We start from the raw sequence: 26,577 nt of genomic DNA, 5'->3' as shown, positions 1-26,577 counted from the left end.
TTGGACAAAATGAATATCCCGCAGGGATGCACTTGGTTACTTCAACTTTACTTCGATACCGACGAAACGAAGTTTCGCAACCTTCATTGGAAAAAATTTAAACGGATAGCGAAATTATCTGCACGATCAGGAGATCATCAGTAAGCGTCTGCCGAAGTCACCTTGCGTGCTCAGGCCGGCACCCACGGATGCGGCAGCAATTGATAATCTCACTGGCACGCTGTGTTGGTAGCCGCGTCAACACATCTTTGAGATAGGTATATGCATCATGCCCATTCATGCGCGCCGACTGGATCAAACTCATGATTGCCGCTGCTCGTTTGCCGCTGCGCAGTGAACCGGCGAACAATTAGTTCGAGCGTCCAAGTGCCCACGGCCGTATCTGGTTTTCCACCGGATTATTATCTATGGGTACAGCACCGGCCCTCGATATATCGAGCCAGTGGGCCCCAGCGCTTGAGGCTATAATCCAGAGCTTTGGCGACAGCCGAGCCTTGGGGCACAAGGTCGCGCTTGGCCAGCATCCAGGCATGCAGTGCGTCGATAAGGGGCGCCGCTTTTTCCTAACGGATTCGCCAGCGATCCTCATCGGTCATTTTCCCGCGCTTGCCGTTCGATTTCGTACAACCCGCCAATTGAATGTAGCGCCTGTTCGGCCAGTTGGCTTTTGTTCGTCGCATTCAGATCGAAGAACTTGCGGCGGGCATGGGTCATGCAGTCGCTTTCGATGATGCCTTGCTGAAAGTTTGCTTTGTAGCAGGAGAAATCATCGAAAACCAGCTTGCAGCTCCGTTGCCCAAGGAAGTTGCGGGCATGCTCACCCGCACGGCTCGGGCTGATGTCGTAAAGCACTGCTTTAAGTGCCGAAAACGGCGCAGTGCAGTAGGCCCAGACATAAGCACGACGGGTTTTCTTTTCGCCCGGCGCGAGCGTCTGTACCGGGGTTTCGTCAGTGTGAATCACGCCTTGGGTCGGGTTCGTGATAAATCACGGTGCGCGGAAACTGCGCAGGCAAAGGAACACGCTTTGGTTGCTTGCGTGGTTCGGCCTGCGCAGCCCGCGGATTCAACGCTTTCAGCCCGGCTTCGATGTCCGCGATGTCGACATCAAGCAAGTCGTCGAGCAGGCTGCCCTGAGCAGGGCTCAATTGCTTACTGCGCTTCGCAAACTTGTTACGTTTGAACCATGCGATTTCGTGGGTGAATTGCTCGATGATGGTTTGGTCGCGGTCGTTCTTCTTGCCCATCCTGTCGACTTGCTGCCCGAGAGAATCAACCTGCGACAGCAACTGCGCAGCGAATTCGTCGCTTGGTGCGCGCCAACGGCCTGCGTTCAGCCTGGAAGCGCAAGTTTGTGCACACGACCGATAGCAACCACGACCTGTCGATTGCTGGAAATCTGTTGAATCGCCAATTCGAACCCGAGGCGGTGAACAAGGCCTGTGTGGCGGACATTGCCTATATACGTACCCGTAGCGGCTGGCTATACCTGGCCGTGGTACTGGACTTGGTCTCACGCAAGATCGTGGGTTGGTCCATGGCCCCGAACATGCCTGCCGAGCTGGTGCGTAGTGCAACTGGCAGTTGCCCAGTGTCAACCGCCACCTGGTCTGATCGCTCACTCGGATCGGTAGCCAGGCGCGAGCTACACGGCGCTGCCGACAAGAAATAACATGCAGCAAAGTATGAGCCGCAAAAGGTAACTGTTGGGACAACTCAGTAATGGAGCGCTTCTTCCTGAGTTTGAAAATGGAGCGGGTATGGCGGTGCGATTACGCCAACCACGCCGAAGCGATACGTGACATCACTGAATATATCGTTGGGTTTTACAACGACCGGCTGCACTCAAAACTAGGATATCTGCCACCGACTGATTACGAACGGGCAATGGCGTCGAAACCACCTATTAAGGTGTTCGGAATTAGTTGACCACTGCAACGCTCCACTTTAGCCTAAAGGATCTCGCGCCTTCGACCCAACATAACCTAGACCCCCACTACCAAAACTTAAAGAAATTCCGTCGGCACAAAAAAAGCCGAGGCCATTCCCTCAATCGCGCGAACCACTAGGACGATAAGCAACTTATTTGTCCAGTAATATTTCTGAGCGCAGATTAAGCAGGATTACTTTACGATTTAAGGAGATCTGAAAAATGCCCGAAAATACCTTCTGCCGAATTCCTCAAATGGTATCGCCCACCTGAATGTAATGCACTAGACGGCGAACAGGAAAATCGCGCCCTGAAAGCGCGTAAAAATTGGTTACTGCTGGAAAATAAATATTTATGTGCAACTTGGGTAACAACCCCTGAGGAATCCCCCCTCCCCATAGTCAATTCGCGGTAGGCAGCATCCAGCCGGCGGTCTCGGATCATCGCAATCACCCCGCCGTCTTGGGCGAATGCGCGATAAAGGTGAGCCCGCGACACCTTGAAACGGGCGACCAAATACTCCACTCCCAGCTGCGGATCAAGAAGAAATTCATCTATGTACGCAATAACGTAGCGGCGCAAAACCACGGATAGCGCTGGCGCAGCTAGGATGGGACTCAACCGACTCGGGGCTATTGCACCTATCAACAATGAAATCGCGGCAGCCTCGCCACCCCGCCCTTCGTCGGAAGAGACGAAGCTCGCGTTACGATGCAAACTAAGCAGGGTCTGGCGTAGTAAGCTAACCAAAGGAAGAGAAGAGCGCACTATCGTCCCATGCAAGTTGCGCCCACTGCTTTCTTCGTATAGTAAAGCATGAGGCAAAATCATCCATACAGCGCGCCCCCCCGCTGGCGCAAAAATACTTGCTACTTTTTTCAAATCTAGAATGAGCAGGTCTCCTATCTCTACATCCATCTCTCCCGCGCCGCAAGCCACCCTCACCCCGCCCTTCAGAAAAAACTGTACAATGTACTGATCTAGCCCAGAAGCAACCACTCGCCGCTGGTCGCGTACATGATGTTGAGCACTGAACCAAGACACGCCGATAACCGAATCCCCAATTATAGAGACAGACAGCCCCCCCTCAAGCGCAGGACTATTTGGTATATCAGCCTTATTCGTTTCAAACAGCGGGGCCATCAGCTGCCGCCAACCTTCTCCACTGACCGATCCAGCGACTTCCCTCACTGCTAGATCCGAAGCATGAAACGCTATATTGGAAGATTTGTTGCTTTCGCGATCGATATTCATAAGTCCAACCCTGGACAGATAAGTTTCACAGTCTAAATTTAATCTAATTCGAAGAAACTTAGCTCCGCACAGTACAAATCAGAAGGCAAGCCCTCAAGACATTAACAACCGCCCCCCCACACACCTGTCAAAGATCAAGATTGAGCAAGTCACACAACTGCCTTTCAAGAAGGACAATCCGCTCCTGAAGGATAGACATCTGCAACGAAAGCCCCCCCCCCCCCGCCTCGGCAAGTCCTCGCTTAAGCTGGCCAAGATTTACAGCATCATAATCCTCCTGCGCATCCTTGACATAGATAACACGCCTACGAGCTGTTGAACTTCCCACAGAGACTACATATTCTTCGGATGCATCAGCCTCAAAGCCAAGTGCAACGGAGTGCGAACCATTCGCCGATGCATTAAAGCCCAAAGCCACGCTATAACCGCCGCCATCCGACACCCGGGTATTAGTCCCCACAGCAATAGATCCTAAGGCCAATGATTGACTTTTAAACCCTAGCGCGATGGCGCCATCACTGGTGGTTCGTGCAGAGTAACCCAACGTTAGGCACTTGGTATATCCCGTTGCGCCCCCTCCCGCCAAAAATGAATAACGTTCAAAACTCAGTAGACCATTGTATTTTGTACTAATGGTTCCGGCCTCTGCTTTTATATCTTTATCGTCGTCCAGCCTGACGCCGCCGAGACTGCTTGCTGTTGCGATAGGTAATATAGACATTGCAGTGCCTTACATGTGTGGTTAAAAAATCAGGCTGAACACCAATAAACAATGAACAGTATTCTTGTTAATCGATAATATTTTGCAAATAAATTAACCAAGAGAGCTTTCACGTAGCTCCGCGCGGAAACAGTTAAAACTCAATCAAATATTTAGATAAGCAATAATATCACAGCCAACATCGAGCACACACCAACTTTGCATCTCATGATCGCACTCCCCGCATCTCAAACAGTAGTATAATTTATGATAAAGTCAATGCAACCGAGGCATTTTTTTCCGAACAACAGACTTAGCTCGCTTACATAAATGCAAGCAATTGTCGTCTGCCCCAGCAGATCCGATTTAAAATTTGTAGCTCGTCACGTATATCGGATAATCACCTGGATCCCCCGCTCCGCGATCCAGTCTGGGAATAAAAGCCGGCCGATCTGATCAGGGAAATGACCAGCAGCGGGCCAATTGCGCACCATGACGACATGCGTACAGCTCTAAGCGCTGCTCAGTTGTAATGAAGTAGTCCGGCATGGCCAGATAATCAGAGGCTGAAATCCAGGCGTTACGTCACGCTCGCTCTGCCTCCTGCGCAGCCTCCAATTGCACGGCCTCATCCAGCACCCACGTATCACCAGACCAGACCAGATATCAAAGCGACCTGGCCACGCTTTTACAGTCAACTCATCGGGCAACGCACCCCGCGCGCCATGTAGGATCCCGGAACGAGCGCAAAGACGGTGCACACCCGCGGCCTGGAGGCGCCCAGTGAAAAAAGGGCCTTGCAACCCAAACCGCCTGCCGTTGATCAAGCTGATCCGACGCTCCACGGCTTGGGCGCGGTGCGCGAAACGTCAGGATAGGCCCCGGCTCTGTTTGTTCTTAAGACGAACCGCGTTGCGATGGCTTCGCTACGCGCAGGCAAGCCGGGTGATCGAGCATTTGAAATAATGGCAGCGTCGTGTCAAGCGCAGCACAGGGGCCGCGCATGAGGATGTATGACCGAGCTCAGAAGTAAAGACCCTGAACTTCTGATCGATCTCACTGAGCATATTGCGGTTGCGTTCAATGAGTTGGTGTCGATGAATGATGCCAGTGCCCGACATGTGGCGTAGGAAGTTGCAGATCGTATGGAGGCTCATTGGGGTGGCTAGAACATCTATTTCCCCATGGGCTATAGGCCAAATCGTGCCGCCGCTACGAAGACCTCAATAGCACCAACCATAGCGACCTTGCCTGCAAGTATACCGTGTCGCTCCAGTGGATTTATAAGATCGCGGTCCGAAAGGACGAGTTCGTACGACGTCAGGTTGATATGTTTGCCCCACTGACGGACGACTGAGCGGGACGTCTCTCATTGCACCGGCTGCAACTCTATTTCACCACCCTCCTAATCTATGCCGGCCTGTCCCGGCATAGCCAAGGTTTATCTAGCTCACCCCCTTAGTATTTATGCCCTTAATTTTGGTTCTTCACGGAATCCCGGGAAACACAGAAACAAGAACGCCGATTTGATTGATGATGTTCGTGCGAGCAAACACATCTAACAAACCGACGTTCTTAATGCGCGATATTAATGCTTTCCTTCCTTTTTGGTAGGGCTTTTCTGTCGTCACGATCAAACCTGATGGCGCCGCCCTCCATATCGATCTGATTCCCCACGCCACCCGATTCCCTTCCTGTGGCGGCTGCCAAAAACCACTGGGCCAGAGGGTTGCGCTCGCATCGAAGCGGTGGCGATGGCGATGGCGATGGCGATGGACGCAAGGTTATCAAGCAGGCGCGATGGCTGTTGCTGCGCAATCCGCAGAACTTGAAGACGCCAGAACAACAGGTCTGACTGGAGGATCTGCTGGCGGCCAACCAAGCGTTAATTACGGTTTATTTGATGAGGCCGAACTCAAAACACTCTGGTTGCCGATTACTGCCTGGGGTTGGCGATCGGCCTATAAGTAATGGCTGCGCCATGCGCATGAACGCGAAATACCCCCTCTGATCCAGTGGGCCAAACGGCTAAAGAGTTACTGACGGGGCATCGTGAGCCGGGTTCGCTGGCCGATGCACACCGGTCAGTTGGAAGGAATAAACAATCGGATAGAGGTCATCAAGCGGATGGCGTACGGTTACCGGGATAGCGAATTTTTTTCATGAAGATCAAGAGCGTCTTTCCCGGTAACCCGTGAAGACCTTTTTTATTGGCCAAAATAATCGCTTCCCTATGTAAACATAAAGATGCGAAGTTTATCATCTGTTTTCTAGCAACAATCCACAGAAATTGCTCCCCCACACACAAGGAGGGTGTGGTTAACTCTGTTGAAATATCCGGCCAAACAGACAAGTGATAACTTGTGCGTCTCTCCCTGAACATATTACAAATGCCTTGCCAGAACTCTGGTTATGAAGTACGTCCGCGCTCCGGGACACAGGTACTGCATGGAATCAAAATTGGCCTCCACCAAAAGTCTTAACCATCATTAGATGATATGATGTTCAATTCGCCAAAAATCGAACTGCACCAACTCTGTTGCTGTTGACTTACCTTTTTTGCAGCCACCAGTTATTAATTGGCATGTGAGATAGGCCGCTTGTTCGTGATAATACCCCCCTCAACTAGTGGGTTAAATTTCGGCAAGTACGCATTCTCGCCTCCCCTCCATCACAAAAACCTAATTATATGGTCATAGTAACGAAACCTTGATGAAGGTGAATTCACGTGGTGCGTATACTGGAGGGTTACGCTGCAGCGTTGCACTTACCATTACCAGGATACCCGACGCCTGGAATTTCAAGTCAGGAGCATGCTCCTCCGAACGTACGCTCACTAACTCCGAATGCTTGCTAGAGGCATCATAAACATGGAATCTGTTCCAGTCAGAGTAAAGTTATTTCTATCGCCGGATTGATAGGTGTAAGTCTTGCTTACGATCCAATCTGTTTCTATAAGAGAGCGCCCGCAACTTTCCAAATTGGGATCAATATTTAACTATCCCCCACTCTTTTCAAGTCTCACATTCGTATATCTAAGATCTGACCTGCCCCCCTACCGAATGAAACCGAGCGCGCAAAATCAATTACTTTGCCCGGTGTCAACCCTGCAGAGAAAGTGCGAAGACAGGTCACATCCCAAACCTATAACGAAAACATCAACTTAAAGAGACAATGAAAATCATCCCAATAAGTTAGCATCGTTGACTCGCCAGAATTACTTTAGCGCTTGCGATATATTGTCCTCTCCTAAACGAGCGCTAACACGACGGCAAACCAACATCGCAATCATCAAGCATTCTGCGATAAAACCCCGAAAAATCTTTACACGTTTAATCATGCAGGGCTTTCAGTCAAGCTTGCGATTATAAATATAATCAGGCTTGCCTATTTTCAGGTCGCGCACGCAATTCACTTATTAAGCTCGGCAACTTAAAAAGCTTATTAAATCAACGGGTGCTGCTAATAAAAATCTTAATAGGCGAAGGTTGCGTCAATTTAACGCCTGGTGCGCCCAAGTTCGAACACGGCGTCCCGTTACAGGTAGCACTCCCTTCCGCGCCGGAGTAGAGTTTAATTTGAGTGCGCCACCCATCTACCTTATGATGTTCAAACGTAACGTTAGCGAAACTAGCGCTGGCAGCAGTATGAGCGACAGCCCAGTTCACCTCTTTATCCGCATTCACACAATCTCCTTCAATATTATTGCTATCCTCCAAAGCCATCGAGGCTGTTGCTCCTGGAACCACGGCGTAAGTTTCAGAGCTTCCCGCATACTTCATACAAACAAGGCTCATGCGTTTAATATAAATCATCTTGCTGGTTTCGTTTTTAAACGAAACCTCATAGCTCTCTGCCGCCATTACCATGGACGATGCCGATAAAGCTGCAACTAGGCTGGCGACAACAATAAACTTTTTCATATGTACTCCAAATACTTAAATTAATCTACTGTAGCAGGTTTTTGCATTCGCCATAACAGCGAATTGCGACTGAAACGGCCTAAGCTAGCTATCTTTCGTATAATTTAGGCTGTTTCAAATATCGTCAGATTGCACGAGCAGCGCCCATCGTCTCATCTCAAATACTCGGCCTCGCTGTCTCGACAAGCTAGACTTCATCGAATAAATCGAAGGTATAAAATTTTCGAGCAGATACTTAGCGCTAATGAAATCGAATTTTTGCGCATAGCGCTTCGTTATGCGCAGCTACTTTGAGCAGTGAAAGGCCGCGCGCGATGATATACGTCATCGTTTCACTACACTGGCTCGGTGCACTTACAGATCAGCCTGGGAAACGCTCACGCACACCTGCGTGCACTTGGCAACCGCGCACGAGGATCATACGGAGCTGAAAGCAAATGGCCTTGAAGGCGGGTGTAATTGTAAAAAAATAGTGGGCGTGACATTAGGTTTTTCCGGCGCGAGCTTCCGGCAGCCGACCATTGCTGCTAAAGCGGGTTTCAGTCGAACCGACGCTTTAATTTTTCCTCCACGTCCAGCCATCGCGCCATGCGCGACTAAAGCGGTGCCACTTATGCAGCAGCAACTGGTCGATTTCACTCGCCCTGCGGCGGGTACGTGAGGACGTCCTTCAAATATGCATACGGCTCATGCCCGTTGAGTTACGCTGATTTGATCAAATATATGATCGCCGCCGCACGTTTTCCGCTGTGTAGCGATCCGGCGAAGAGCCAGTTCTTTCTTCCCAGAGCCCATCGCCGGATCTAGTACCGGGACCAACTGTTGTCGATGGGTAAGGCCCCCGCCATCGACAGCTCCATCTAGCGTTTCAGGCTATAAGTGAGTGCTCGGCTGATAGCCTAGCCTTCAACTACGAGATCGCGCTGGACGATCATTCGGGATGCAGCCTTGCGGTCACCCAGGACGACGGTGTCCTGCCGCGTTTGGTTCGTTCAATGTCTTTCAAGGGCCCGTTCAAGGGCGATGGTGACCACGTATTTTTTAAGTGGAGAATATCGCCCTTATCACTGGGGGTTGATGAATTCGCCAGACGCTTACCCTCCGCGCGCTAAAAAACAAGCGTGCAATATCGCCTATCCCGACACCCCCTTTTGGCGGGACAACCAATTTAGAATGATGAACCTCAGTGGTATATCCGCAATGGGCCATCCCGGGTTTGGAGAACAAGAAAGAACGAAAGGGTGCTTCGCAGTCCAACGACTTTATTGACTGCGTGTGTAAAGCGCGAGTTGATCAGGATCATTTCACCTGGTTTCGGTTTAAGCACCAAGTCCTGCACTCCTAACATCGTTGTATCAACACTGCACTCGCAGATATCTGGATCAGTAGGTGGATCTGGCTGAGAATTCCACACGAGCAACTCGCCACCAACGTCACCAACCGACAGATAAATATTCCCGGACATTTGAGCATATGGCGGCTCAAAATTTCGCGTGGCTGTACCAATCACAACGATCAACATGAGGGGCAAGTTCGGCACCATGGATGATTATTCTTGCAAGGCACGGCCGCATTGGCTTTCCGGATGGGTGCCGAAGAGTCATAAGTCCCCCAGGCCACGATTTGTCTAGATTTGCTCGAATGACATCTGTCGGAAGAGGAATTGGTGCGAAAACATTCCGTAATATATCCATAACGCGGTTCGCGTTTGAGAAATAATAGCCCTCGCGCTCCGGATTGATCGATTCGAAGTAACCAAGACCAATCGTCTTCATATGGGGAAAGTTACGGTATTGGTACTTCTCTTCAAGCGTCTGAAGTTGTCGTGCGACATGACCAGTTGCCTCAGGGTCTAATACTCCCGACACTCGGACTGCTGCTACTTCGCCTGTAGCGATGGCAGGAATATGGCTTGCCAAGCTATAATCGAATGCGCACTCAGTAACGATCATTCCATTTTTACCAGCAGACTGTGTTGTTTGCAATTTTGATTTCCTTTCTCTACCCAGTCACATACAGCGATTACTGATCGATACATCCTGCGTATGGGTACGTGAGTAATCGAATATTAAATATTCTACACTAGGGTTAATTAAATCGAACTAACTATTTTGTGCAATGTAGGCCTATCGTTAGGCAGTTCTTATGGAAATAATGCCAATATTCTTCAACATGGTTGGCCAGATCTTCTGGAGAGACCTCCGAGGGCTGCCATGAAAACGCCTTGAACCCAGCCTGCTGTATCGCCCATCGTGAGTTTCCCTGCTCCACTTAAAATAGTTAAAATTGGTTGGTGGCGTAGTAACAAACAGCGCCTCGCAGTTGTGGCCACACTCTGCTGGTTGATCAGATATAACTTCTACCCCGTATTTCGCGAAATTTCCTGCATTCATAGATAGAGTATTAGCATTTACGGTATAAGCAACAAATGAGCCACCAACAATCAAGTGGCGACATATTACTTTGAGCATCGCTAGCAAGCGATCTCTGCTTTCGGTATAATTGAGAAGATAAACAGCGGTGACAATGTCAAATTCGCCAAGACCTGACAATGTGGCGCAATCGCAGACAATGTACTCGATATCGTTTCTTTCACTGTCTTCTGTAAGACGAGCCAAATGAATCGTTTCTGGTGAAATATCTACCCCGTTCACCTTTGTGGCATTTCGTTGTTTGATTTATCTAGTATAAGAACCTAAGCCACAGGCTAAGTACAGAACGGTTTTCCCATCTATTTCACCTACCATCCGAAAAATGTATAAGCGTCGGCCCGCTTGTGCGTGGAGAGCTCAGAGTATTTTTTGTATTTGTCTCCGATAACGTCGTATTGGGTGCTGATGTCTTTTTCTTCCCTAGCATGTTGTCCAATAACACCGAGCGGTGCGCTACGCACACATGTTTATCATGCAGAGAATGACATTCTAACGATAACTGATGAAAAAACAACCCTTACAATTTTTAATCAACTAGTTAAGACGAATCGGAATAGGGGCGCTAAAGAAGGGCTAAGGAATGGGAATGAACACCCTTAGCCCGTTGCTTCCGAAAATTCGCATTCGTCCACGCTGATTGAGTGATACTGTGAGGAGCCCACTTGACAAAGGTCTGACGCAAAAAAGTGCAGCATTGTCAGCATTAATTGCGTCAATACACGACTTTCCTTTTTTCGCTAAGTTGGCTACCCCTGCAAACGCTATATATTCCACCTCTCTCAGGCTAATCCAGAGGAAATGGATCGGTACTTCCATCGAGTTTGTTACCTCGGCAAGGCTGAGACCAAGGAGTACGGTCAGCGATGCCGTGCGTTTGGTTGTAGTAGGGGTAATGAGATGCTGGAATCATATATGTGAGATGAGAGAAGGGGTGAATGGGAAATAAAGGTGATTATGATTGATCCCAATCTGCCAAGTTGCAGACGATCATAGAAACAGATTGCCAAGAGCATATTCTCAAGATAAGAGCATCGATATGACCAAGAACAGAAACTCCCAATTAAATGCACAACAAAGTGATACGGTCGACGGCGTTGAGATTCGGCCGCTTTCCGGGCATGACTTTCAGCCCGTTGGGGATAGTTCTTTCGACTGGGCTCAAGCCAAGATCGTCAGCAAGACTTATGTCTATCAAACCGGCGATAAAATTATCTTTACTCTGATCGGTGGTCAGGCCCATGTTTACGACGACCCAAGCCAGCATTCGGCGTCAGTGAGCGTCGATCCGGAGGATCATACTGCTGATTTAAAGTTCCAAGCATCGGGTACCCCGGTGACGGTAAGTGCAACGTTGCAGCGTGACGCTACAGTATCCGGAACGCGCGAATTCACCTTCATCGAGGTTCCGATTGCCACGACCAAAAAATTAGGTTTTGTGATGGTGGGCGACGGCTTGGCGGTCGATGGTTCTGGCGTGCTTAGTACGACGGGCACGGGCGGTTCGTCATACACCCTTCCGGTCGCCAGTGCCAATACCTTAGGCGGGGTGAAGCAAGGCCATAACGTAAGCATTGCCTCCGATGGCACATTGTCGGTAGACGCATCGTCGGCCTATACGCTACCAACAGCGAGCACAACGCAAAAGGGTGGCATTGAGGTGGGTGTAGGATTGTCGATGAGCGATGACAAGATGTCTGTCGCAGCGGCGACGGCGTCGGTTATTGGTGGGGTGAAGCAGGGGGACAACGTTGTTATCTCCGCCAATGGCACCCTGACAGTAAATACGCCGGTGCTGACAGGGCAGCTCAGCCATGCTTCTGATAGCGACTACGGCACTGCCAGATCAGGAACAGGCATCACATCGAATAACGGTGTGTTTTCGGTCGATACAGTGGCGGTGGCAGACAGCCTTCCTCGGGCGGATGGAAATATCTTTGGTACGGTCAGGGTGGGGTTTGGCCTTGACACTCACGACGGTGGTTCGCTTTGTCTCAAATATGCGACCACGTATAGTATCGGAGGGGTGCAGTTGGCGACCCCGGAAGCAGTCAGGTCGGGCGATGATAATTTAGCGGCAGTTACGCCGCTTGGCCTTAAGGGGACGTACTTGCCGAAGTTGAATCCAGAGGTCGATGGCGCCGTTACAATTACCAAGGATCAAACGAAGTACCCACCTGCCGACCAGGAATTGGTGACCAGTAAGTTGTTGAACCAATCAATTCAAGGCATAACGACCATCCAATCGGCAGCGCCCTATTATGAGGTCTCTGAAGAGAGGACGACTATTACAGGCCTTGTCAGTGGAACGACTTGGGTGGTCAGTCCAAAGGCTGTTAGTAGTAATATGGTTATACTTTACACTTATGCTGCGATGAAGCCCGGAGACCATTTTGTGTATGCAAATGCTAGTGCGTATACCGCTAGATTAATTCTTAATGAATGCTTGTATATGGCTGGTATAGCTGGTGAAGGAGTAATGTTATCACCTGGGTCATCATGCAAAGTTTCATGGAGCGCACACAACTATTGGATAGTAGATGCTGTAGGTGACGTAACAGTACTAAACAGTCAGTAATAGGTGGCGAGTCAGTCCAAAACACTCAGGTCACTCACTCCTGTCGTTTTAGTTGCTACAAGCACCTCTCGGCGGCTATTCCCCACATAACAGCGCACCTCTCCTGTATTGCTCAGTAAATTTCGGCGGGCCAGCCACAAATTCGACAGCGCAAACGGCGTCATCAGCTGTGCCGTGTTCTTGGCCAGGAGATTCGTCCCCATGTCCATCACGCCATGCGCTACCTGGTCAAAGATGCTCAGCACGTGCGTCTCGCGGGCTAGCTGTCTGAGATGGCTACGCACTCATGGTGGACAAAGGCACCTTCGTTGAGCAGTACTTGGAGAAGTTGTACCAGGCGCTGCAATACGCTTTGAATGACTACGCCCGTGTATTTGCCTTCAGGTCTGACTTGAGATTGCCTCATAGCCAGGACCTACCTGGCGATGCTATGACCAATAGGGTCATACCGCGCTTCAGGGCCTCGCTGGAGGCGCAGATCAATCATGATCGTCAGTGTGCTAATAGACTGAATAGATCGGCCCATGACAGCTGTGTCAGGCTCTTCTGGGTGAGGGGGCTTGGACAGGAAGGTCTACCGCATTACCACCGCATTGTGTTGCTCAATTGTGATGCTTATCGCTCTGTGGGCCGTATGGGGTCTGAGCGTACGAACCTGTACAGCCGTCTCGTTAACGAATTGCATATCCCCAGAGCGGCCACGTTCCACCTGACTCGGCAGAACTACCTTGGTCAGGACGAGTTCTTTCGTCGGTCGAGCTACTTGTGCAAGGCCGTGACTAAACACTATGTTGATGGTCAGCATGGCTGTGGAGGCAGTCGGTGTCGGGAGACGGTTTGTAGATCGCTGGTGCAATAGGGGATATTACGTCTGAGAGAGTCGACATGATCCTTGGGCGAGCTCATCACTGCTGTGAGCGGGCCTCGAGCGGTGTTGGGAAATGAATGGTGGAAGATGCTGTCCTGCGACGACCAACCGTACTTAAGTTTGTTAGTATCCCGTCATTATGGACAAAGCAAAGGTCTGTCATGGAGCGCCTCAATGGAGCGATACGTCTCACCACGAACAGGAAAGGGCCCTCGTCCCGAGGTTTTACCGGTGTTATCGCGGCTATGGTCTTATCCAGCCTGATGTTTACCAGCGCGTGGCCAGCCTGATCGATACGCGAGGAAGCGGCGGGTTGTCATGTTGCGTTAACTGTTGGCTCAAGACGGTACAGTCTGAGCGACTCAAATAATCGCGGTTGCACTGGAGAGCGCTTCGTCAGCTTGTGGGGGTGACAGCTTTAGACGGGGTGAAGCGTTCTACCAGTACAGCTGTAGGATCGATAGTCAGGCTCATGCACGGCGACGAACGCTGACTTAGGTAAGGATGCCATGAAAACGATACCACTTATCTGCTCGTTGACCCGGGGATTCCTACCTGTTTCTGCTGTGCGTCCCATGCCGATAGATCGCAGGCTCAAAAGTTTGAAACTGAATGGATATCCCTGCAAACGCCACATTTCACCTCTCTCAGGATGATTCGGGGGAGATGGATTCGATACTTCCATCGGGTGAGTTACCTCGGCAAGGCTGAGACCAAGGAGTACGGTCAGCGATGCCGTGCGTTTGGTTGTAGCAGGGGATAATGAGCCCTGTATAGGGCTCCATGATCGAACGGGGGGAGTGCCGTGCTCTGCCCCGTCGATACCAGCCGCCGATGGAGTCAGGGGCGTGCCTACTGATTCTGGGGGGGCTTGACAACTTCGGTCGTTGCCAAGTTTTTTAAGGTTGTATCTCAGATGTGCCTGATTCAGGCGCGCCCTGGCTGTTCTGGATAGAGGCGCAGTGCTACGCCACTCACAACAATTGCGGCACACAGGTACCAGGCTGGAACGAGTGGGCTGCCCGTCTCCACAATCAGCCACGTCACCACCAAAGGAGAAAAACCTCCAAACACGGTCACCCCAAAGCTGTAGATGATTGATACGCCGGTCACTCGTTCGTTGCGGGAGAAGGCTTCCATCAGCAGCGTCAAGCCGGGACCACTGCTGACGGCCACTGGCACCATCAGTATCGATACCGCCATCAAACTGAGCAGTGTGCTTTGCTGATCTAGCAGCATAAAAGCAGGATAAGCCAGCATCGCCTGTAAGCCGCACGACCAATACAATAGCGGTTTACGCCGTGGTAGCCGATCAGCGAAATGCGAAGCCAGGGGCGGGATGACAATGAGCAATAGGCAAGCAAACACCACCAGAGAAAAAGCAACGCCGCTGGGGTAATGTAACGTTCGGATCAGGTACGTAGGCATGTAGAACACTGTCATGTAGAACGTCACGGTTGAACTCGCCATGATCAAAATGCCCAGACCCAAGGTACGAGCATGGGAGCGCACGAAATGGCGAAACAACGTGGGGTTATCGCGATTTTCGTGCGTTTCATCCAAATGTTTGCGGATGTACCACCCTACGGGGCCAATTAACAATCCAATGATGAAGGGGACTCGCCACCCCCAACTGTGTAGCGCTTGTTCCGACAACATCGTGGTTAGCACCAGCCCGGACAGCGCCCCCAGCAGCGCTGCAGCTCCTTGGCTTGCACCCTGCCAGCAAACCATAAAGCATCGATTATCGGTGCGTCCGGACTCCATCAAAAAGGCCGAAGCCGCGCCCACTTCGCCACCCGCCGAGAACCCCTGGAGCAAGCGCCCCAGAATTAGCAGCGCCATCGCGAAGCCCCCAATGCTGGAGTAAGTCGGTGTAAACGCGATAATTCCTGTACCTATCGTCATCAAGGCGATGGTCAGGGACAAAGCCTGTTTGCGTCCATATCGATCTGCGAATCGGCCAATCAACACGGCGCCCAGTGGCCTGATGAGAAAGCCCATGGCAAAGGTCGACAATGACATCATCAAGGACGCCAGCGATGAGTCGGCAGGGAAAAATAACTGACCGATGATAACGGCGAAAAAACTGTAGACCGTAAAGTCGTATATCTCCAGAGCGTTGCCCAGAGAGGAAGCCACTGCAACACGACGCATCTTACCAGTCGTATGAGGCTGCATGTACGTAAACGATGATGAAAGAGTCGAGGCGCTTTTCATGGGCATGTCCCAACAGGTGGCAGGCGATGGCCTTGCCCTCAGGGTTTCCTGGCATAAAACGGCACTGCGGAGTCGCGAGGATGCGTTGATGGGGTGACACGATTTCGAGAGCGTGCCAGCAGACAGGGCAAACTACCAGAGGCTATTGAGAGTTTGTTGTGACCCAGTGACGCAGCTCACATTATTTGGAAAGCAAGCCAATCTGGCAGCGCCTTGCACCTATGGCGGTACAACCAAAAAGCGTACGTGTTTTCGGCTGTACCTGACTTCTTTTTTTTTGGGGGGGGCTATTTAGGAGATGTTTATTTTGTCTTATGGCCAAATCCGGTATTGCACCATCAGCTATAGAAGCGATATATCGCACTTGTACGTTGTCGCTAGTCGCTGACCGAGGTTACTTCAAACGCGAACAAATCCTGGCTTGTCACGATGCAGGCATCACCGCCTACGTGCCCAAGCCGATGACATCAGCAGCCAAGGCTGACGGGCGTTTCAATAACGATGCTTTCATCTATGACGCGGCAAAAAACGAATACATTTACCCGCCTGGAGAGGCGTTGATCTGGCACTATTCCTACGTTGAAAAAGGCCTGAAGTTACTTCGTTACTGGAGTTCGAATTACCAGGGCTGCGCGTTGAAATCGCAATGCACCCGAGCACGGAACGGCGAATCCGGCGCTGGGAGCATGAAGCCGTGCTGGAGGGAATACAGAACCCGCTGAGCAACGCGCCGGAGATTATGCTACGTATTTGAGCATCCCTTCGCAACGCTCAAATATGTAGCATTGATCAGTGTCTCGATCAGCGTGTGCGTCACTGCCTCGCCGATCACTAAAGCCCGATTGGGTGCCAAAATGAAGGTCAAGCATATGAGACGCAGCGAGGGGCGCACTCATGAGAGTTGGGGCATAAAGTAGGGTGTATGTCATTTGCTGATTCGTTAAAAAAAATCAATGGCTCGTTTTTTGTTAGAGGCCGTTTCTAGTAACTAGAAGTTTAGTTTCGTAATTAGTGGGAGCTGTCATGTCAGAGTTTTATGGTCCGATAGGTTGGTCAACACCACTTAATAAGTGGATGTCCAGAATAGGTGACGGGATGAACCTTTCAATGATGACTATACTGGGTACGCACAATTCGTGTGCTTTCCATGAAAAGGCCGGCATTGGAAGGTGCCAGCATTATAGCTTGACGACACAGCTAAATATGGGGGTTCGTTACCTTGATATAAGATGTTGCGTCAGTGGCGGAGTCTTCCTCATACATCATGGCAGCATATATGAAGAGATGAATTTCGATGATGTAATGAGCGAGTGCTTAGGTTTTCTAGCGGCATATCCTAGTGAGACTATATTTATGAGGATAAAGCAAGAATATTCAACTGTTTCAAATCCTGAATTTATGTCCATATTTAATGGGAGATATCAGCACTATCAGCGCTCTATGCTTTTTCTTGATACGTGTCATGGCCCTGGTACAATGGGTAAGGCAAGAGGAAAAATTACTATCATCTCGAATCTGGCGACACTGCCTGGGATTCAATGGGGTGAGATAATAAAACAAGATGTAGATAATCAAAGCGATCCAAGAAAAAAATGGGATTTAGTTAAGCAGCAACTGGACATGGCCGCGAGTGCTTACAAGATGGACGATCTCCGTTTTTATTTGAATGGGCTAAATGCGCATGATGGTAAGGACGCATCCGATACAAATGTTTATATTGCTGCAGCCATGCGGGCTCAATTAATGGCCTATGTAATCGGTAAGCAAAGTCAACAATATCCCGCCGTTGAGTTTTATGGCGTACTGGCAACTGACTTCATTGATCTATATGCTGAGGACGATATGAAAAAAATCATATACTGCAATAACGGAGATAGAAGCTCGTACTCGCTAAAGGGATGAGCTGCGCTGACAAAGCGTCAATGCAAATGTTCGATCTGGGGTCGAAGAATCCCGTCGTTCTTATGTGTGGGTCAGTACTTGTGAGGGAGCTGATGGCTTGGTGCATATCCCTGCAAATGCCACATTTCACCTCTCTCAGGATGATTCGGGGGAGATGGATCGATACTTCCATCGGGTGAGTTACCTCAGCAAGGCTGAGACCAAGGAGTACGGTCAGCGATGCCGTGCGTTTGGTTGTAGTAGGGGATAATGAAACCTGTGTAGGGCTCTATGAGCATGAGCTGGGGGAGTGTTTTGCCCTGTTCCGGCGAGTAGGGTGGGCTATGCGGGAGGGCGTAAGAATGGCGCGTAGCATTGGCGCATCACAGTCGCTATACTCCAGCGCTTCCTTGGGGCCTATAGCTCAGTTGGTCAGAGCAGTCGACTCATAATCGATTGGTCCACGGTTCAAGTCCGTGTGGGCCCACCATATATAAAAAGCATCAGGTGCTCTCAATATCCGGTTACTGAAAAAATTTCCTTAATCTCAAATTGACGGGTGTGCTGATCATACGATCAAGCTTTATCTCAGGTTCGTTTATTCACGACACCGACAGTCTTGTATGCATCTGTTGAGCTGCAACATGAGTCTGAGGAGGGCTGTCGTATCGCCATAACCGCATTAGCCCAAGGCTTTTGGTTATGCAGGTTGAATTAATTAAGGTGGTTGGACTGGAGAGCGCTTCGTCAGCTTATGGTGGGTAACAGCTCAATACGGTTTGTGAGCCGCTCTACCAGCGCAGCCCCGTTGGGTTTATATCTTGCCCCATTCATGACTTAGGGTCTGGCTTTTCTGACAACGCCCAGCCTACTATCCTGCGCGCGCAAAGATCCGGCACGACAGCCAGATAGCGCCATTTCCTCTGGGCCCAAGTGTAGGTGGTGTCGCCGCACCACACCTGGTTGGGCGCCGGAACATCGAACTCCCGATTCAAGATGTTCGGGATATCCAACCGTTTGACCGTCGCTCGTTTATAGGCATGAGAACCTGGCTGTTTGCTGACGAGATCAAGCTCACGCATCAAACTGCGCACTTTGAACCAACCGAGTTGCTCACCGTCTTCACGCATCAACGACAGGATGCTGCGACTGCCCGCAGAGCTGCGACTTTGCAAGAACAACTCACTGACGCGACTACGCAATCGAAGCCGTTCAACATCGGGCGTGCGGCGCCGCAGGCGCTGGGCGTAGTAGCACGAGCGAGTAACGTCAAACAACTTGCACAGCCAATCAACCGGCTCATGGACGCTCAGCTGATTGATCAGTGCGTACGCTCGTGATCTTCCGGCATCAAGAGCGCGGTAACCATTTTCAATATCGATTTTTCCAGTTCAAGGCGGACGATCCGGGCTTCCAGTTCCCCGATTTTCTGCTGTTCCGGGGTCAATGCTTTGCTCTGCGGGGGTAACACCTTTGCGCTCCTGCTAAACCTGGTCGACTCAACGGCGCAGTGCCGACTCGCCGACGCCGAGTGAGCGACTTTCTTCGATGTAGCTGTAGTTTTGCTTAAGCACGAGGTCGGCAGCCTCGCGTTTGAATTCAGCTGAAAAGGAACGGCGTTATTTGGTCATCTGACATCTCGGCCTGGCGAACATTCTCGCCTAAAAGGGTGTCCGGTAATGAGATGGTCACCCCCACACCCTGCGAGGGCTACGCTTTCGCAGGGTGTTTTATTTTGGAGGCCATCATCATGAGCGAATTGGTACTGGTCGGTATCGATCTCGGCAAACACACTTTCCACTTGCACGGCCAGGACGTATCGGGTCGAGAGATGTTTCGCAAGAAGCTCTCGCGCGTGCAGATGATGCGTTTTTCGGCAACTGCCCCACTTGTACTGTCGTGATGTAAGCCTGCGCTGGTTCCCATTTCGTTGCCCGCGAACTGGCTACCATGGGACATGTAACCAAACTGATATCCCCGCAGTTTGTTCGGCCCTTTGTTAAAAGTAACAAAAATGATTTCGTTGACGCCGAGGCGATCTGCGAAGCCTCCTCTCGCCCTTCGATGCGATTTGTCTCGCCTAAAACCGAGGCCCAGCAAACGCTCTCAGTACTGCATCGCATGCGTGAGTCTCTGGTGCGTGACCGCACCAAAACAATCAATCAACTCCATGGCTTCCTGCTGGAGTTCGGCATCAGCCTGCCTCTGGGGCGGACGGTCATAAAACGTCTGCCTAGCGTTCTGGCCGAGCATGAGTTGCCGATACGGCTCAGCACATTGTTGCAGCGGTTGCACGCACACTTCGGCTATCTGGATGAGCAAATCACGCTGCTGGATAAAGAGATGGCTGGCCAACTGGCTGGCGATGATCTGGGCAGTCGTTTGCTGAGTATGCCCGGCGTCGGCCCGATCACCGCCTGCCTGCTGGCTGTCGAAATGGGAGACGGCATGCAATTCGGATGCAGTCGTGACTTCGCCGCATCCATAGGGCTCGTTCCCAGACAGTACAGCGGGTGGCAGGTCTAACTTGAAGGGGATCAGCAGGCGAGGAGACAAGAGCCTCAGATGCCTGTTGGTACAGTGCGCCAGGGTTTATTTGCAAAGGCTCGATAGTCAAAAAGAGGCACTGGCTGATTGGGTGCGCTCATTGCTTCAGCGACGACACTTCAAAGTCGTGGCGTGCGCTCTGGCCAATAAACTGGCGCGAATTGCCTGGGCAATATCTGCTCACCATATAGTGTTTGAAGCAGGGTCAGACGCCATGGCGGCCTGACCCTACTGTTGTTGCAGTACCACGAGGCACCTTCAGGTTTTGCGATAGCTGAAAAATGGATGACGTGAACGGCACACCGGCCTGGCGAAGAACCTGACTTATGAAACGGCTTTAGAAGCCGCTCCGGTTTTCAGGATTGCCAGGCGCGACTCTCATCATGGCGCGGGGCATGCCTCATGCAGACGCCGGATAGATTTAAGCAAGCCAACCACTTCACCCGTTAATCAGCATTGCAAAAATGGGGGTGACCATAGATTTCATTAGACCACTACACTGTGGCTACTCATGATCTGTAGTGCGAGACTCTATGAACAACAAATTGAGTCGCGGCGAGTGGTGACGAGAGTGGAGAAGGTGTTTCATGATGGCCTTAGCCAACAAGAATTGCTTCGGTGCGCTAAGTGCGCTTAGATCGGTCGAACATGAAGTTCTTATACACAGCAAGGGTTCCATCGTCGCGTATAAGGCATAGAGATCTGTAGTTATAAGGAGTAATTATGTTGAATGTAGATAAGCGGCGGCCGATCAGGCATTACTACAAAAATCACACTCTCATTATCAAATTTAATTGGAAAAAATCTAACGCCAATCCTGAAAGTGCTGTGGTCCTCTGTGAGGAAATGTCGGGGAAGACGGTTGTATTGGCGCTTAATGGACCATGGCCTAGTTTTGATCGGGCGATGACTGAAGCGGTTTTTGCAGCCGAGTTTTGGGTAAACAAACAAAATACATTCACAATCGGGCTCGCTGAGCAGCAGTAATTTGGTTGGATTTATCAATTTTACTGTGCGAGGGAGATCTCTAGGTTTATTCCGGGTAAGGCATTTGGAGAGGTGCCGCCGGAATCCAGGACGGGCTCGCGATTGTTCATGTCGGAGGGGGTATGGCCCCGCAGGGGATGCAAGCGATGGCGGCGTGGTCAGTCTGACGCTGTGGAAGCAGTCCCGGGACCGGCGGCGGGGGCAGTGGTGTGCTGCCAGTCCTTATTGCGTTGGCGGCTTTGAACAGCGACAGAACATCCAAGCGTTCTTACAGCCCATAATGTCAGGGAGCTGATAGCTCCGTGGTCTGCCTAGATTTTCTCCGTGACCGGGTTGATTAAAGCCATTGGCTACTACCGTTAAGGTTATGCCCATATTGCAACAGTAGCCTTCTTCCAGGAGAAATTATGAATAAATACTTCCTTTCGTTTTTTATAACCCTGCAACTGATGGGTGCGGCGATCCCCGTGGATGCCGGAGAGCGGGCTGCACTTAGGTCTCCTCAGTCAGGGGTACTTTGTGACAGTTATTTATGTGCTAGCGATGAAGGTGTTTCCCGAGAGCTCACCGAGAAGAATCTCGGCACGAAGGTTGCGACCAAACTGTTCTCACAGGGCGATTTCAATTTGACCGAGTTCACCTATGCCAATGGAATATTCTGCGATGTAAAGGAGCGAGTGTGCCGAGAGGATCGATATTTCGGTGTGGACGGTAAGCGTAGTGGAACGGTGTCGAAGAAATACACCCAGCTTCTGTTTGGTCAATGATTCGTTTCGTAATGCCATGAATTAGGAACGCCAGGTCGCGTAAAGGTCTGGGCAAATGCCAGGACTAGTAAGTCGCGTGCCCCATGAGGCAAAGGACCAGGTCAGCGTGCTGCACGCCTATACAAATAGTGCGTAGTGCGGCCGCTGCGCAGGGGCATGCAATTGGGCAGGCTTGCCGGATGCAATTGAGCGCTCAAGGTTACCTGAGCAGTTCAGCCCTACAGCCAAATATTCATCATCCCCTCTCGTTTTGCATGAGAACTACAACTATACGAGTTATTCTTATAGATCGATGGGATGGTCCGAATTAGGAGCAGGGCGTAGTTATTTGTAATAATTTTGCAAAAGTGTTTGGATCTGATCGGCATGAATTTGTCAGCGATAAGTAGGGTTCGTTTTCGAAGCAGGGTGTGTAAAGTTTTATCTCGCGAGACTGCAGGAGCTTCAATCTCTGTCATTTGCGAATTATCACGGGCTATGTCAGGTTGGCGTATCGGCATAAATTATTAAACTTGATGGATTGAGTAGTCTAGCGCATAAATATCGTTTAACTGTGCATTGGACAGCTGTACGCCCATTTGGATATTTTTCGAATTATTTGGTTGAGGCATCCCTTTAAGTTTTGTTCAAATATGGAATGAGTGTGGAGCAGATCTTACATCGATTGAAGCAAGATACACTCGGTCAGACGGTAAGTGTGAATGGGCTGATCGGTTGCTACCAGCAATCAGCAGAGTGGCGAGACGCATATGCGTATCTGCTGCGCCACCGAAAGAGGCACTGTAAAGACGCACCTAAGGCGCTTTTGCTAGGTAGTAGAAGACAGCATTCAAAGTTCTTTGTGCTGGTTGCTGCTTATGCAGCGGGCTGACTGTCGACGTAATCCAAGGCCGGTTTGTGCTACTTGGATATCGATAACTCGTGTTTTAAATAAATTAAAAGGAGCCGATATGTCGGTATTGTCTGCAGCAGAACCCGGTTTTCACGGTGTTAAACTGAATTTTTATAAGAGTGTTCGAATAAACAGTGAAGTCTTCAGTGCAAAGTGCAACGGTCTTCTTAACCTTGAAAGGCTCTCTATTGTTGTGGGAAAGTCTGCGATTCGTTCGGGAGTGTGCGTTGTGGATGGGCGTTTTCGCGGAGACCTCTCAGTAACAAGCTACTGTCTTGGGTGTAAGAGCCAATCGTTGGTCGTGAACCTCGCCACAGGGGAGGATGCTTGTATACCTGGCGCGCAGAGCGAAGCGCGGTTGGTAGCGCAAGGATGCAGTCAGGAGAGGATCGAGCCTCACAAGTATAACGTGGCACTTTCACTGGGAAATCTACAGTGAAGTTGCGTTCGCGGGTGCAACGAGATCGGAAAGAGACCTCAATAAGCGCTTGGTTGGCCAGCGCAGCATTAATGACTTTAAGTCGCGTTGGGCGAGCCGTGCTTTTGGGGGCGTCGCTGGCGTCGGGAGTGACTTGGGCCGCCCCCGTCCCCACTGCGGCGGCGCAGCAGTCTACAATTGTGTCGTCGCACCCTCTGGCGGCGGGCTTGATGGAAGGTTCGCCGCCGAGTGCGGACAAAACGGTCTCGTTGGTGAATGGACTTATGTACCCGTTCACTCGATGGAGTTTTTCCAACATGCGCAGGCTATTGCCTACCCTGAGCGTATGGCGTGGCGATGGCCCGGCATCACCTTTGCATCTCGCGTTACAGGAGGGCTCTGCGCTGGCGTCTCTTAACTTTACCGACAGTAATGGTGCTCCGCACAAGTTCTCCGAGCTAATGTCGCTCACGGATGCGGATGGCCTTCTCGTTCTACACAAGGGGGAAATCATCTATGAGCAGTACGCGGGCGTATTGAGTCGTCAAACGCCCCACGCGCTGATGTCCGTTACCAAATCATTTGTCGGCACAATGGCGGCTATGTTGGTGGATGATGGTTCGTTGAATGCTGATGAGTTGGTAACGCATTACATTCCGGAGTTGGTCGGTACCGCTTATGATCGAGCTACGATCCGCGAATTGATGGATATGACCGTTGCTGTTCGTTACTCCGAAAACTACAGCGATCCTAGTGCGGATATTTGGGGGTATTTGCGCGCCGCAGGCTTTATGCCGCGTCTCAATGATAGTGCCGAGCCTGGCAATCTCTACGACTTTATCAAAATGCTAAAAACGGACGGTGAGCACGGTGTCACGTTCTCCTACAAAACCGTGAATGCCGAGGTTCTGGCGTGGGTGCTCAAGCGGACGACAGGACAGTCGCTGGCGCAATTGTTGTCGACAAAAATCTGGAAGCCACTTGGCGCGGAAGAGGACGCCTATTTCGACGTAGACAGTCAGGGAACCGAGTGTGGTGGTGGCGGACTGAATGCGACGTTGCGTGACCTTGGTCGGTTTGGAGAAGCGATGAGGAGCGACGGGCGCTTCAATGGTAGACAAGTCATTCCCGCTCGCGTAGTGGCCGACATTCGCCGAGGTGGCGATCGGGAAAAGTTTGCGCAGGCCGGCGCCACAACGCTCGATGGCTGGAGTTATCGCGATATGTGGTGGATCTCGAACGATCAGGATGGTGCGTTCGAAGCGCGCGGGATCTTTGGCCAGGCGCTGTATGTCGATCCCAAAGCCGAGGTCACGATCGTGCGCCTGGCGTCTGAGCCGACCGCGTCCAACGTGTCCAATGACTGGATTACATTACCGGCCTTTCGCGCGGTCGCGAGGATGCTTATGGCTGAGCACGACCGAGGAAAAGCGGATTTGATAGGGCGTGTTCGGCGTGCAGGGCAGGTGGCGGGGGGAGACTGATGACGGCGCATAATGGTCATGTTTCGAAGCGGGCGTTTATCGAGTCATGAGGCTTGCCGGCGTAGGAATACAGAAGCACTTATCGAGTGGTGGTTGGCATGTTGAAAAGTTTGATGGCAGAAATGTTCGGTACGTTTCGGCTACTATTTGGCGGGTGCGGTAGCGCGGTACTCGCTGCCGGGTTTCCCCCGTTTGGGATTGGGTTCGCAGGCATTGCACTGGCATTCGGGCTTACGCTGCTGATAATTGCATACGCACTCGGCCATATCTCGGGTGGTCATTTCAACCCAGCGGTGACCTTGGGGTAGTGGGTTGGCGGTTTATTTACGGGTAAAGATCTGATTCCATGCATTGCTAGTCAGGTGCTCGGCGCGGTATTGGCGGCTGGTGTCCTGTATATGATCGCGAATGGTGCTGCAGGCTTCGATGTGACATCGTCGGGGTTTGCCTCGAACGGCTATGCTGCTCACTCGCTGAGTGGGTACTCGCTGCTGGCATGCGCGCTCATCGAACTGGTGTTGACGACCTTCTTTGTTATGACCATCGGTGGTGTCTCGTCTGGAACTTTCTGGTTTACACCCTATTGCGATCGGCCTGGGGCTGACGCTGATTCACCTGATTTCGATTCCAGTGAAGAACACATCGGTTAACTCTGTGCGTAATACGCACTGTTTCAAGGGGGGGGCTGGGCGGTTGATCAACTGTAGCTGTTCTGGGTGGCTCTCCCCCCTCTTGGGAGCAGTACTTGGCGGTCTGATTACACGGGTCTTAAAGGTCAAGGCCTGATGTTTCGGGCGAACGAATGAGGTGCTGTTGTGCTGTTGTGCTGTTGGTTTCGAGTGGGCGATTATGAAAATTGTGCTATACACTGATCTCTCTAAAGACGGAGCGGGCAAACATGAAGATGTGTGACAGTGGGTTCAGGCCGCAATGGAGGTACGCTTCCCGTGGTCAACTTTTCAATGCCATCGATATATAAATGAAGATAGCCTCTCGAAGATTGAACGAATCAAGTAGGGCAGTGTGCGAACCTGGTGTTCCTCAGCAACGATGGTCATCACCTGTTACGTACAAATCATGCTGATCGTCGTAGCGTTCGACGGGGATTTTTTCTGAACCACAATACTTGATAGCGTTAACAACGCAATGACGATCCATTCTCGACTTTACTCTTAAATAATGGCGAGCTATTACTCAAGAGTTATCAGCCAATATTGAATCCTGTTTCTGCCGTAATTTTACTGATTTAGTTTGAGCAATATATGGTTAGGCAGAAGGTAAGCGTTCTATAAACCCCACATTCAAAGTCACCACCTGATTCCCAATGCTGCGCTCCCGATTCCTTTCCGGATCCTGGGCCTCTTGATGCGTCCCAACACAAAGGTCAAAAAGTCTATCTCCGCCCCAAGCCCGTCGACTTCCGAAAATCCATCGATGGCCTCGCCGCTCTGGTCGAACTGGACATCAGGGTCTCGCAGTTTGACCTAGTGCTTTCGGTGTTCCTCAACAAGCCTGGAATCCGAGCGCTTGAACATCGCCGGATTGTTCGGATGAAGCCATTGTGCTGTCCCGATACTTCAAATACATTCGACAGATGCTGAGTCTCTTCCAGGAGGACTTTCCATACCAATACAGTGAGCACCTGCGAGCCTTCTGGGAGGCGTGCCAGGACATTAGACTGGAAAGGAATACGCAAGGTC

The 26,577-nt window shown here is 50.9% G+C and carries 18 protein-coding genes, 1 tRNA gene and 8 pseudogenes; 17 read left to right on the top strand and 10 right to left on the bottom strand.

The features are described 5' to 3' along the window. Window positions 1–170: 170 nt before the first annotated feature. A pseudogene (locus KW848_RS29970) lies at window positions 171–1,336 on the bottom strand (IS66 family transposase). On the opposite strand from KW848_RS29970, the pseudogene KW848_RS29965 reads away from it, so the two are divergent. Next, a pseudogene (locus KW848_RS29965) lies at window positions 1,258–1,928 on the top strand (IS3 family transposase); the annotation flags it as partial. The pseudogenes KW848_RS29970 and KW848_RS29965 overlap by 79 nt on opposite strands. A 199-nt stretch (window positions 1,929–2,127) precedes the next feature. On the opposite strand, the gene KW848_RS29960 reads toward KW848_RS29965, so the two are convergent. Next, entirely contained in the window at window positions 2,128–3,183 is a 1,056-nt protein-coding gene (locus KW848_RS29960) for a helix-turn-helix domain-containing protein (protein ID WP_218538997.1), read from the bottom strand. A 127-nt stretch (window positions 3,184–3,310) separates the two neighbouring features. Next, the gene (locus KW848_RS29955) at window positions 3,311–3,904 is read right to left on the bottom strand and encodes a hypothetical protein (protein ID WP_218538996.1); all 594 of its coding nucleotides are present in this window, start codon (window positions 3,902–3,904) and stop codon (window positions 3,311–3,313) included. 1,243 nt (window positions 3,905–5,147) lie between these two features. Between KW848_RS29955 and KW848_RS32035 the strand changes: the two genes are divergently transcribed. Both KW848_RS32035 and KW848_RS32605 read left to right on the top strand, forming a co-directional pair. Further along, entirely contained in the window at window positions 5,148–5,240 is a 93-nt protein-coding gene (locus tag KW848_RS32035) for a hypothetical protein (protein WP_309140089.1), read from the top strand. A 408-nt stretch (window positions 5,241–5,648) separates the two neighbouring features. Continuing rightward, window positions 5,649–6,081 (top strand): annotated as a pseudogene (locus tag KW848_RS32605) (transposase); the annotation flags it as partial. A gap of 1,251 nt (window positions 6,082–7,332) precedes the next feature. Here the strand turns inward: KW848_RS32605 and KW848_RS29940 are convergent. The 4 genes and pseudogenes from KW848_RS29940 to KW848_RS29925 all read right to left on the bottom strand — a co-directional run bounded on the left by KW848_RS29940 (window position 7,333) and on the right by KW848_RS29925 (window position 10,484). Then, a complete protein-coding gene (locus KW848_RS29940; protein ID WP_218538995.1) occupies window positions 7,333–7,806 on the bottom strand; it encodes a hypothetical protein in 474 nt (157 codons plus the stop codon). A gap of 556 nt (window positions 7,807–8,362) precedes the next feature. Further along, window positions 8,363–8,648 (bottom strand): annotated as a pseudogene (locus tag KW848_RS29935) (transposase domain-containing protein); the annotation flags it as partial. Window positions 8,649–9,287: 639 nt separating this feature from the next. Beyond that, on the bottom strand, window positions 9,288–9,791 hold the full coding sequence (locus KW848_RS29930) for a hypothetical protein (protein ID WP_218538994.1): 504 nt from the start codon (window positions 9,789–9,791) through the stop codon (window positions 9,288–9,290). A gap of 147 nt (window positions 9,792–9,938) precedes the next feature. Further along, window positions 9,939–10,484 (bottom strand): class I SAM-dependent methyltransferase, encoded by a 546-nt coding sequence (locus KW848_RS29925; RefSeq protein WP_375154748.1) that lies wholly within the window; start codon window positions 10,482–10,484, stop codon window positions 9,939–9,941. 519 nt (window positions 10,485–11,003) lie between these two features. Between KW848_RS29925 and KW848_RS32600 the strand changes: the two genes are divergently transcribed. Continuing rightward, complete coding sequence (locus tag KW848_RS32600; RefSeq protein ID WP_375154747.1) at window positions 11,004–11,156, top strand: inovirus-type Gp2 protein; 153 nt, start codon at window positions 11,004–11,006, stop codon at window positions 11,154–11,156. Window positions 11,157–11,274: 118 nt separating this feature from the next. Beyond that, the gene (locus KW848_RS29915) at window positions 11,275–12,813 is read left to right on the top strand and encodes a hypothetical protein (RefSeq protein WP_218538991.1); all 1,539 of its coding nucleotides are present in this window, start codon (window positions 11,275–11,277) and stop codon (window positions 12,811–12,813) included. Between the two features lie 11 nt (window positions 12,814–12,824). Here KW848_RS29915 and KW848_RS29910 read toward each other — a convergent pair whose 3' ends face one another. Further along, the gene (locus KW848_RS29910) at window positions 12,825–13,058 is read right to left on the bottom strand and encodes a hypothetical protein (protein ID WP_218539011.1); all 234 of its coding nucleotides are present in this window, start codon (window positions 13,056–13,058) and stop codon (window positions 12,825–12,827) included. Window positions 13,059–13,099: 41 nt separating this feature from the next. Between KW848_RS29910 and KW848_RS29905 the strand changes: the two genes are divergently transcribed. Next, complete coding sequence (locus KW848_RS29905) at window positions 13,100–13,672, top strand: inovirus-type Gp2 protein (RefSeq protein WP_218538990.1); 573 nt, start codon at window positions 13,100–13,102, stop codon at window positions 13,670–13,672. Window positions 13,673–14,333: 661 nt separating this feature from the next. Next, on the top strand, window positions 14,334–14,444 hold the full coding sequence (locus tag KW848_RS32595) for an inovirus-type Gp2 protein (RefSeq protein WP_218538989.1): 111 nt from the start codon (window positions 14,334–14,336) through the stop codon (window positions 14,442–14,444). Between the two features lie 164 nt (window positions 14,445–14,608). Here KW848_RS32595 and KW848_RS29895 read toward each other — a convergent pair whose 3' ends face one another. After that, on the bottom strand, window positions 14,609–15,901 hold the full coding sequence (locus KW848_RS29895; RefSeq protein WP_375154745.1) for an MFS transporter: 1,293 nt from the start codon (window positions 15,899–15,901) through the stop codon (window positions 14,609–14,611). Window positions 15,902–16,224: 323 nt separating this feature from the next. Here KW848_RS29895 and KW848_RS29890 point away from each other — a divergent pair. From KW848_RS29890 to KW848_RS29875, 4 genes and pseudogenes are all read left to right on the top strand, one after another. Next, window positions 16,225–16,677, top strand: a pseudogene (locus KW848_RS29890) (IS5/IS1182 family transposase); the annotation flags it as partial. Between the two features lie 247 nt (window positions 16,678–16,924). Then, window positions 16,925–17,803, top strand: coding sequence for a phosphatidylinositol-specific phospholipase C domain-containing protein (locus KW848_RS29885; RefSeq protein ID WP_218538987.1), 879 nt, complete (start codon window positions 16,925–16,927; stop codon window positions 17,801–17,803). A 64-nt stretch (window positions 17,804–17,867) separates the two neighbouring features. Further along, window positions 17,868–18,053 (top strand): inovirus-type Gp2 protein, encoded by a 186-nt coding sequence (locus KW848_RS32590; RefSeq protein ID WP_375154744.1) that lies wholly within the window; start codon window positions 17,868–17,870, stop codon window positions 18,051–18,053. A gap of 142 nt (window positions 18,054–18,195) precedes the next feature. Continuing rightward, a tRNA-Ile gene (locus KW848_RS29875) sits at window positions 18,196–18,272 on the top strand. A gap of 352 nt (window positions 18,273–18,624) precedes the next feature. Here KW848_RS29875 and KW848_RS29870 read toward each other — a convergent pair. Further along, window positions 18,625–19,401: pseudogene (locus KW848_RS29870) on the bottom strand (IS3 family transposase); the annotation flags it as partial. A gap of 131 nt (window positions 19,402–19,532) precedes the next feature. Here KW848_RS29870 and KW848_RS29865 point away from each other — a divergent pair. From KW848_RS29865 to KW848_RS32025, 6 genes and pseudogenes are all read left to right on the top strand, one after another. After that, window positions 19,533–20,555 (top strand): annotated as a pseudogene (locus KW848_RS29865) (IS110 family transposase). A 497-nt stretch (window positions 20,556–21,052) separates the two neighbouring features. Further along, the gene (locus tag KW848_RS29860; RefSeq protein WP_218538985.1) at window positions 21,053–21,316 is read left to right on the top strand and encodes a hypothetical protein; all 264 of its coding nucleotides are present in this window, start codon (window positions 21,053–21,055) and stop codon (window positions 21,314–21,316) included. Window positions 21,317–21,723: 407 nt separating this feature from the next. Beyond that, window positions 21,724–22,083, top strand: coding sequence for a YcgJ family protein (locus KW848_RS29855; RefSeq protein ID WP_218538984.1), 360 nt, complete (start codon window positions 21,724–21,726; stop codon window positions 22,081–22,083). A gap of 1,627 nt (window positions 22,084–23,710) precedes the next feature. Continuing rightward, the gene (locus tag KW848_RS29850) at window positions 23,711–24,877 is read left to right on the top strand and encodes a serine hydrolase (protein WP_218538983.1); all 1,167 of its coding nucleotides are present in this window, start codon (window positions 23,711–23,713) and stop codon (window positions 24,875–24,877) included. A 98-nt stretch (window positions 24,878–24,975) separates the two neighbouring features. Then, window positions 24,976–25,663 (top strand): annotated as a pseudogene (gene aqpZ / locus KW848_RS29845) (aquaporin Z). A 644-nt stretch (window positions 25,664–26,307) separates the two neighbouring features. After that, window positions 26,308–26,478 (top strand): hypothetical protein, encoded by a 171-nt coding sequence (locus tag KW848_RS32025; protein WP_309140090.1) that lies wholly within the window; start codon window positions 26,308–26,310, stop codon window positions 26,476–26,478. Window positions 26,479–26,577: the final 99 nt, after the last annotated feature.

The organism is Pseudomonas sp. PDM25 (genome assembly GCF_019219045.1).
Classification (GTDB): domain Bacteria; phylum Pseudomonadota; class Gammaproteobacteria; order Pseudomonadales; family Pseudomonadaceae; genus Aquipseudomonas.
Note: the sequence above shows the minus strand (reverse complement) of the source record. Positions and strands in the feature narration are given on the sequence as shown.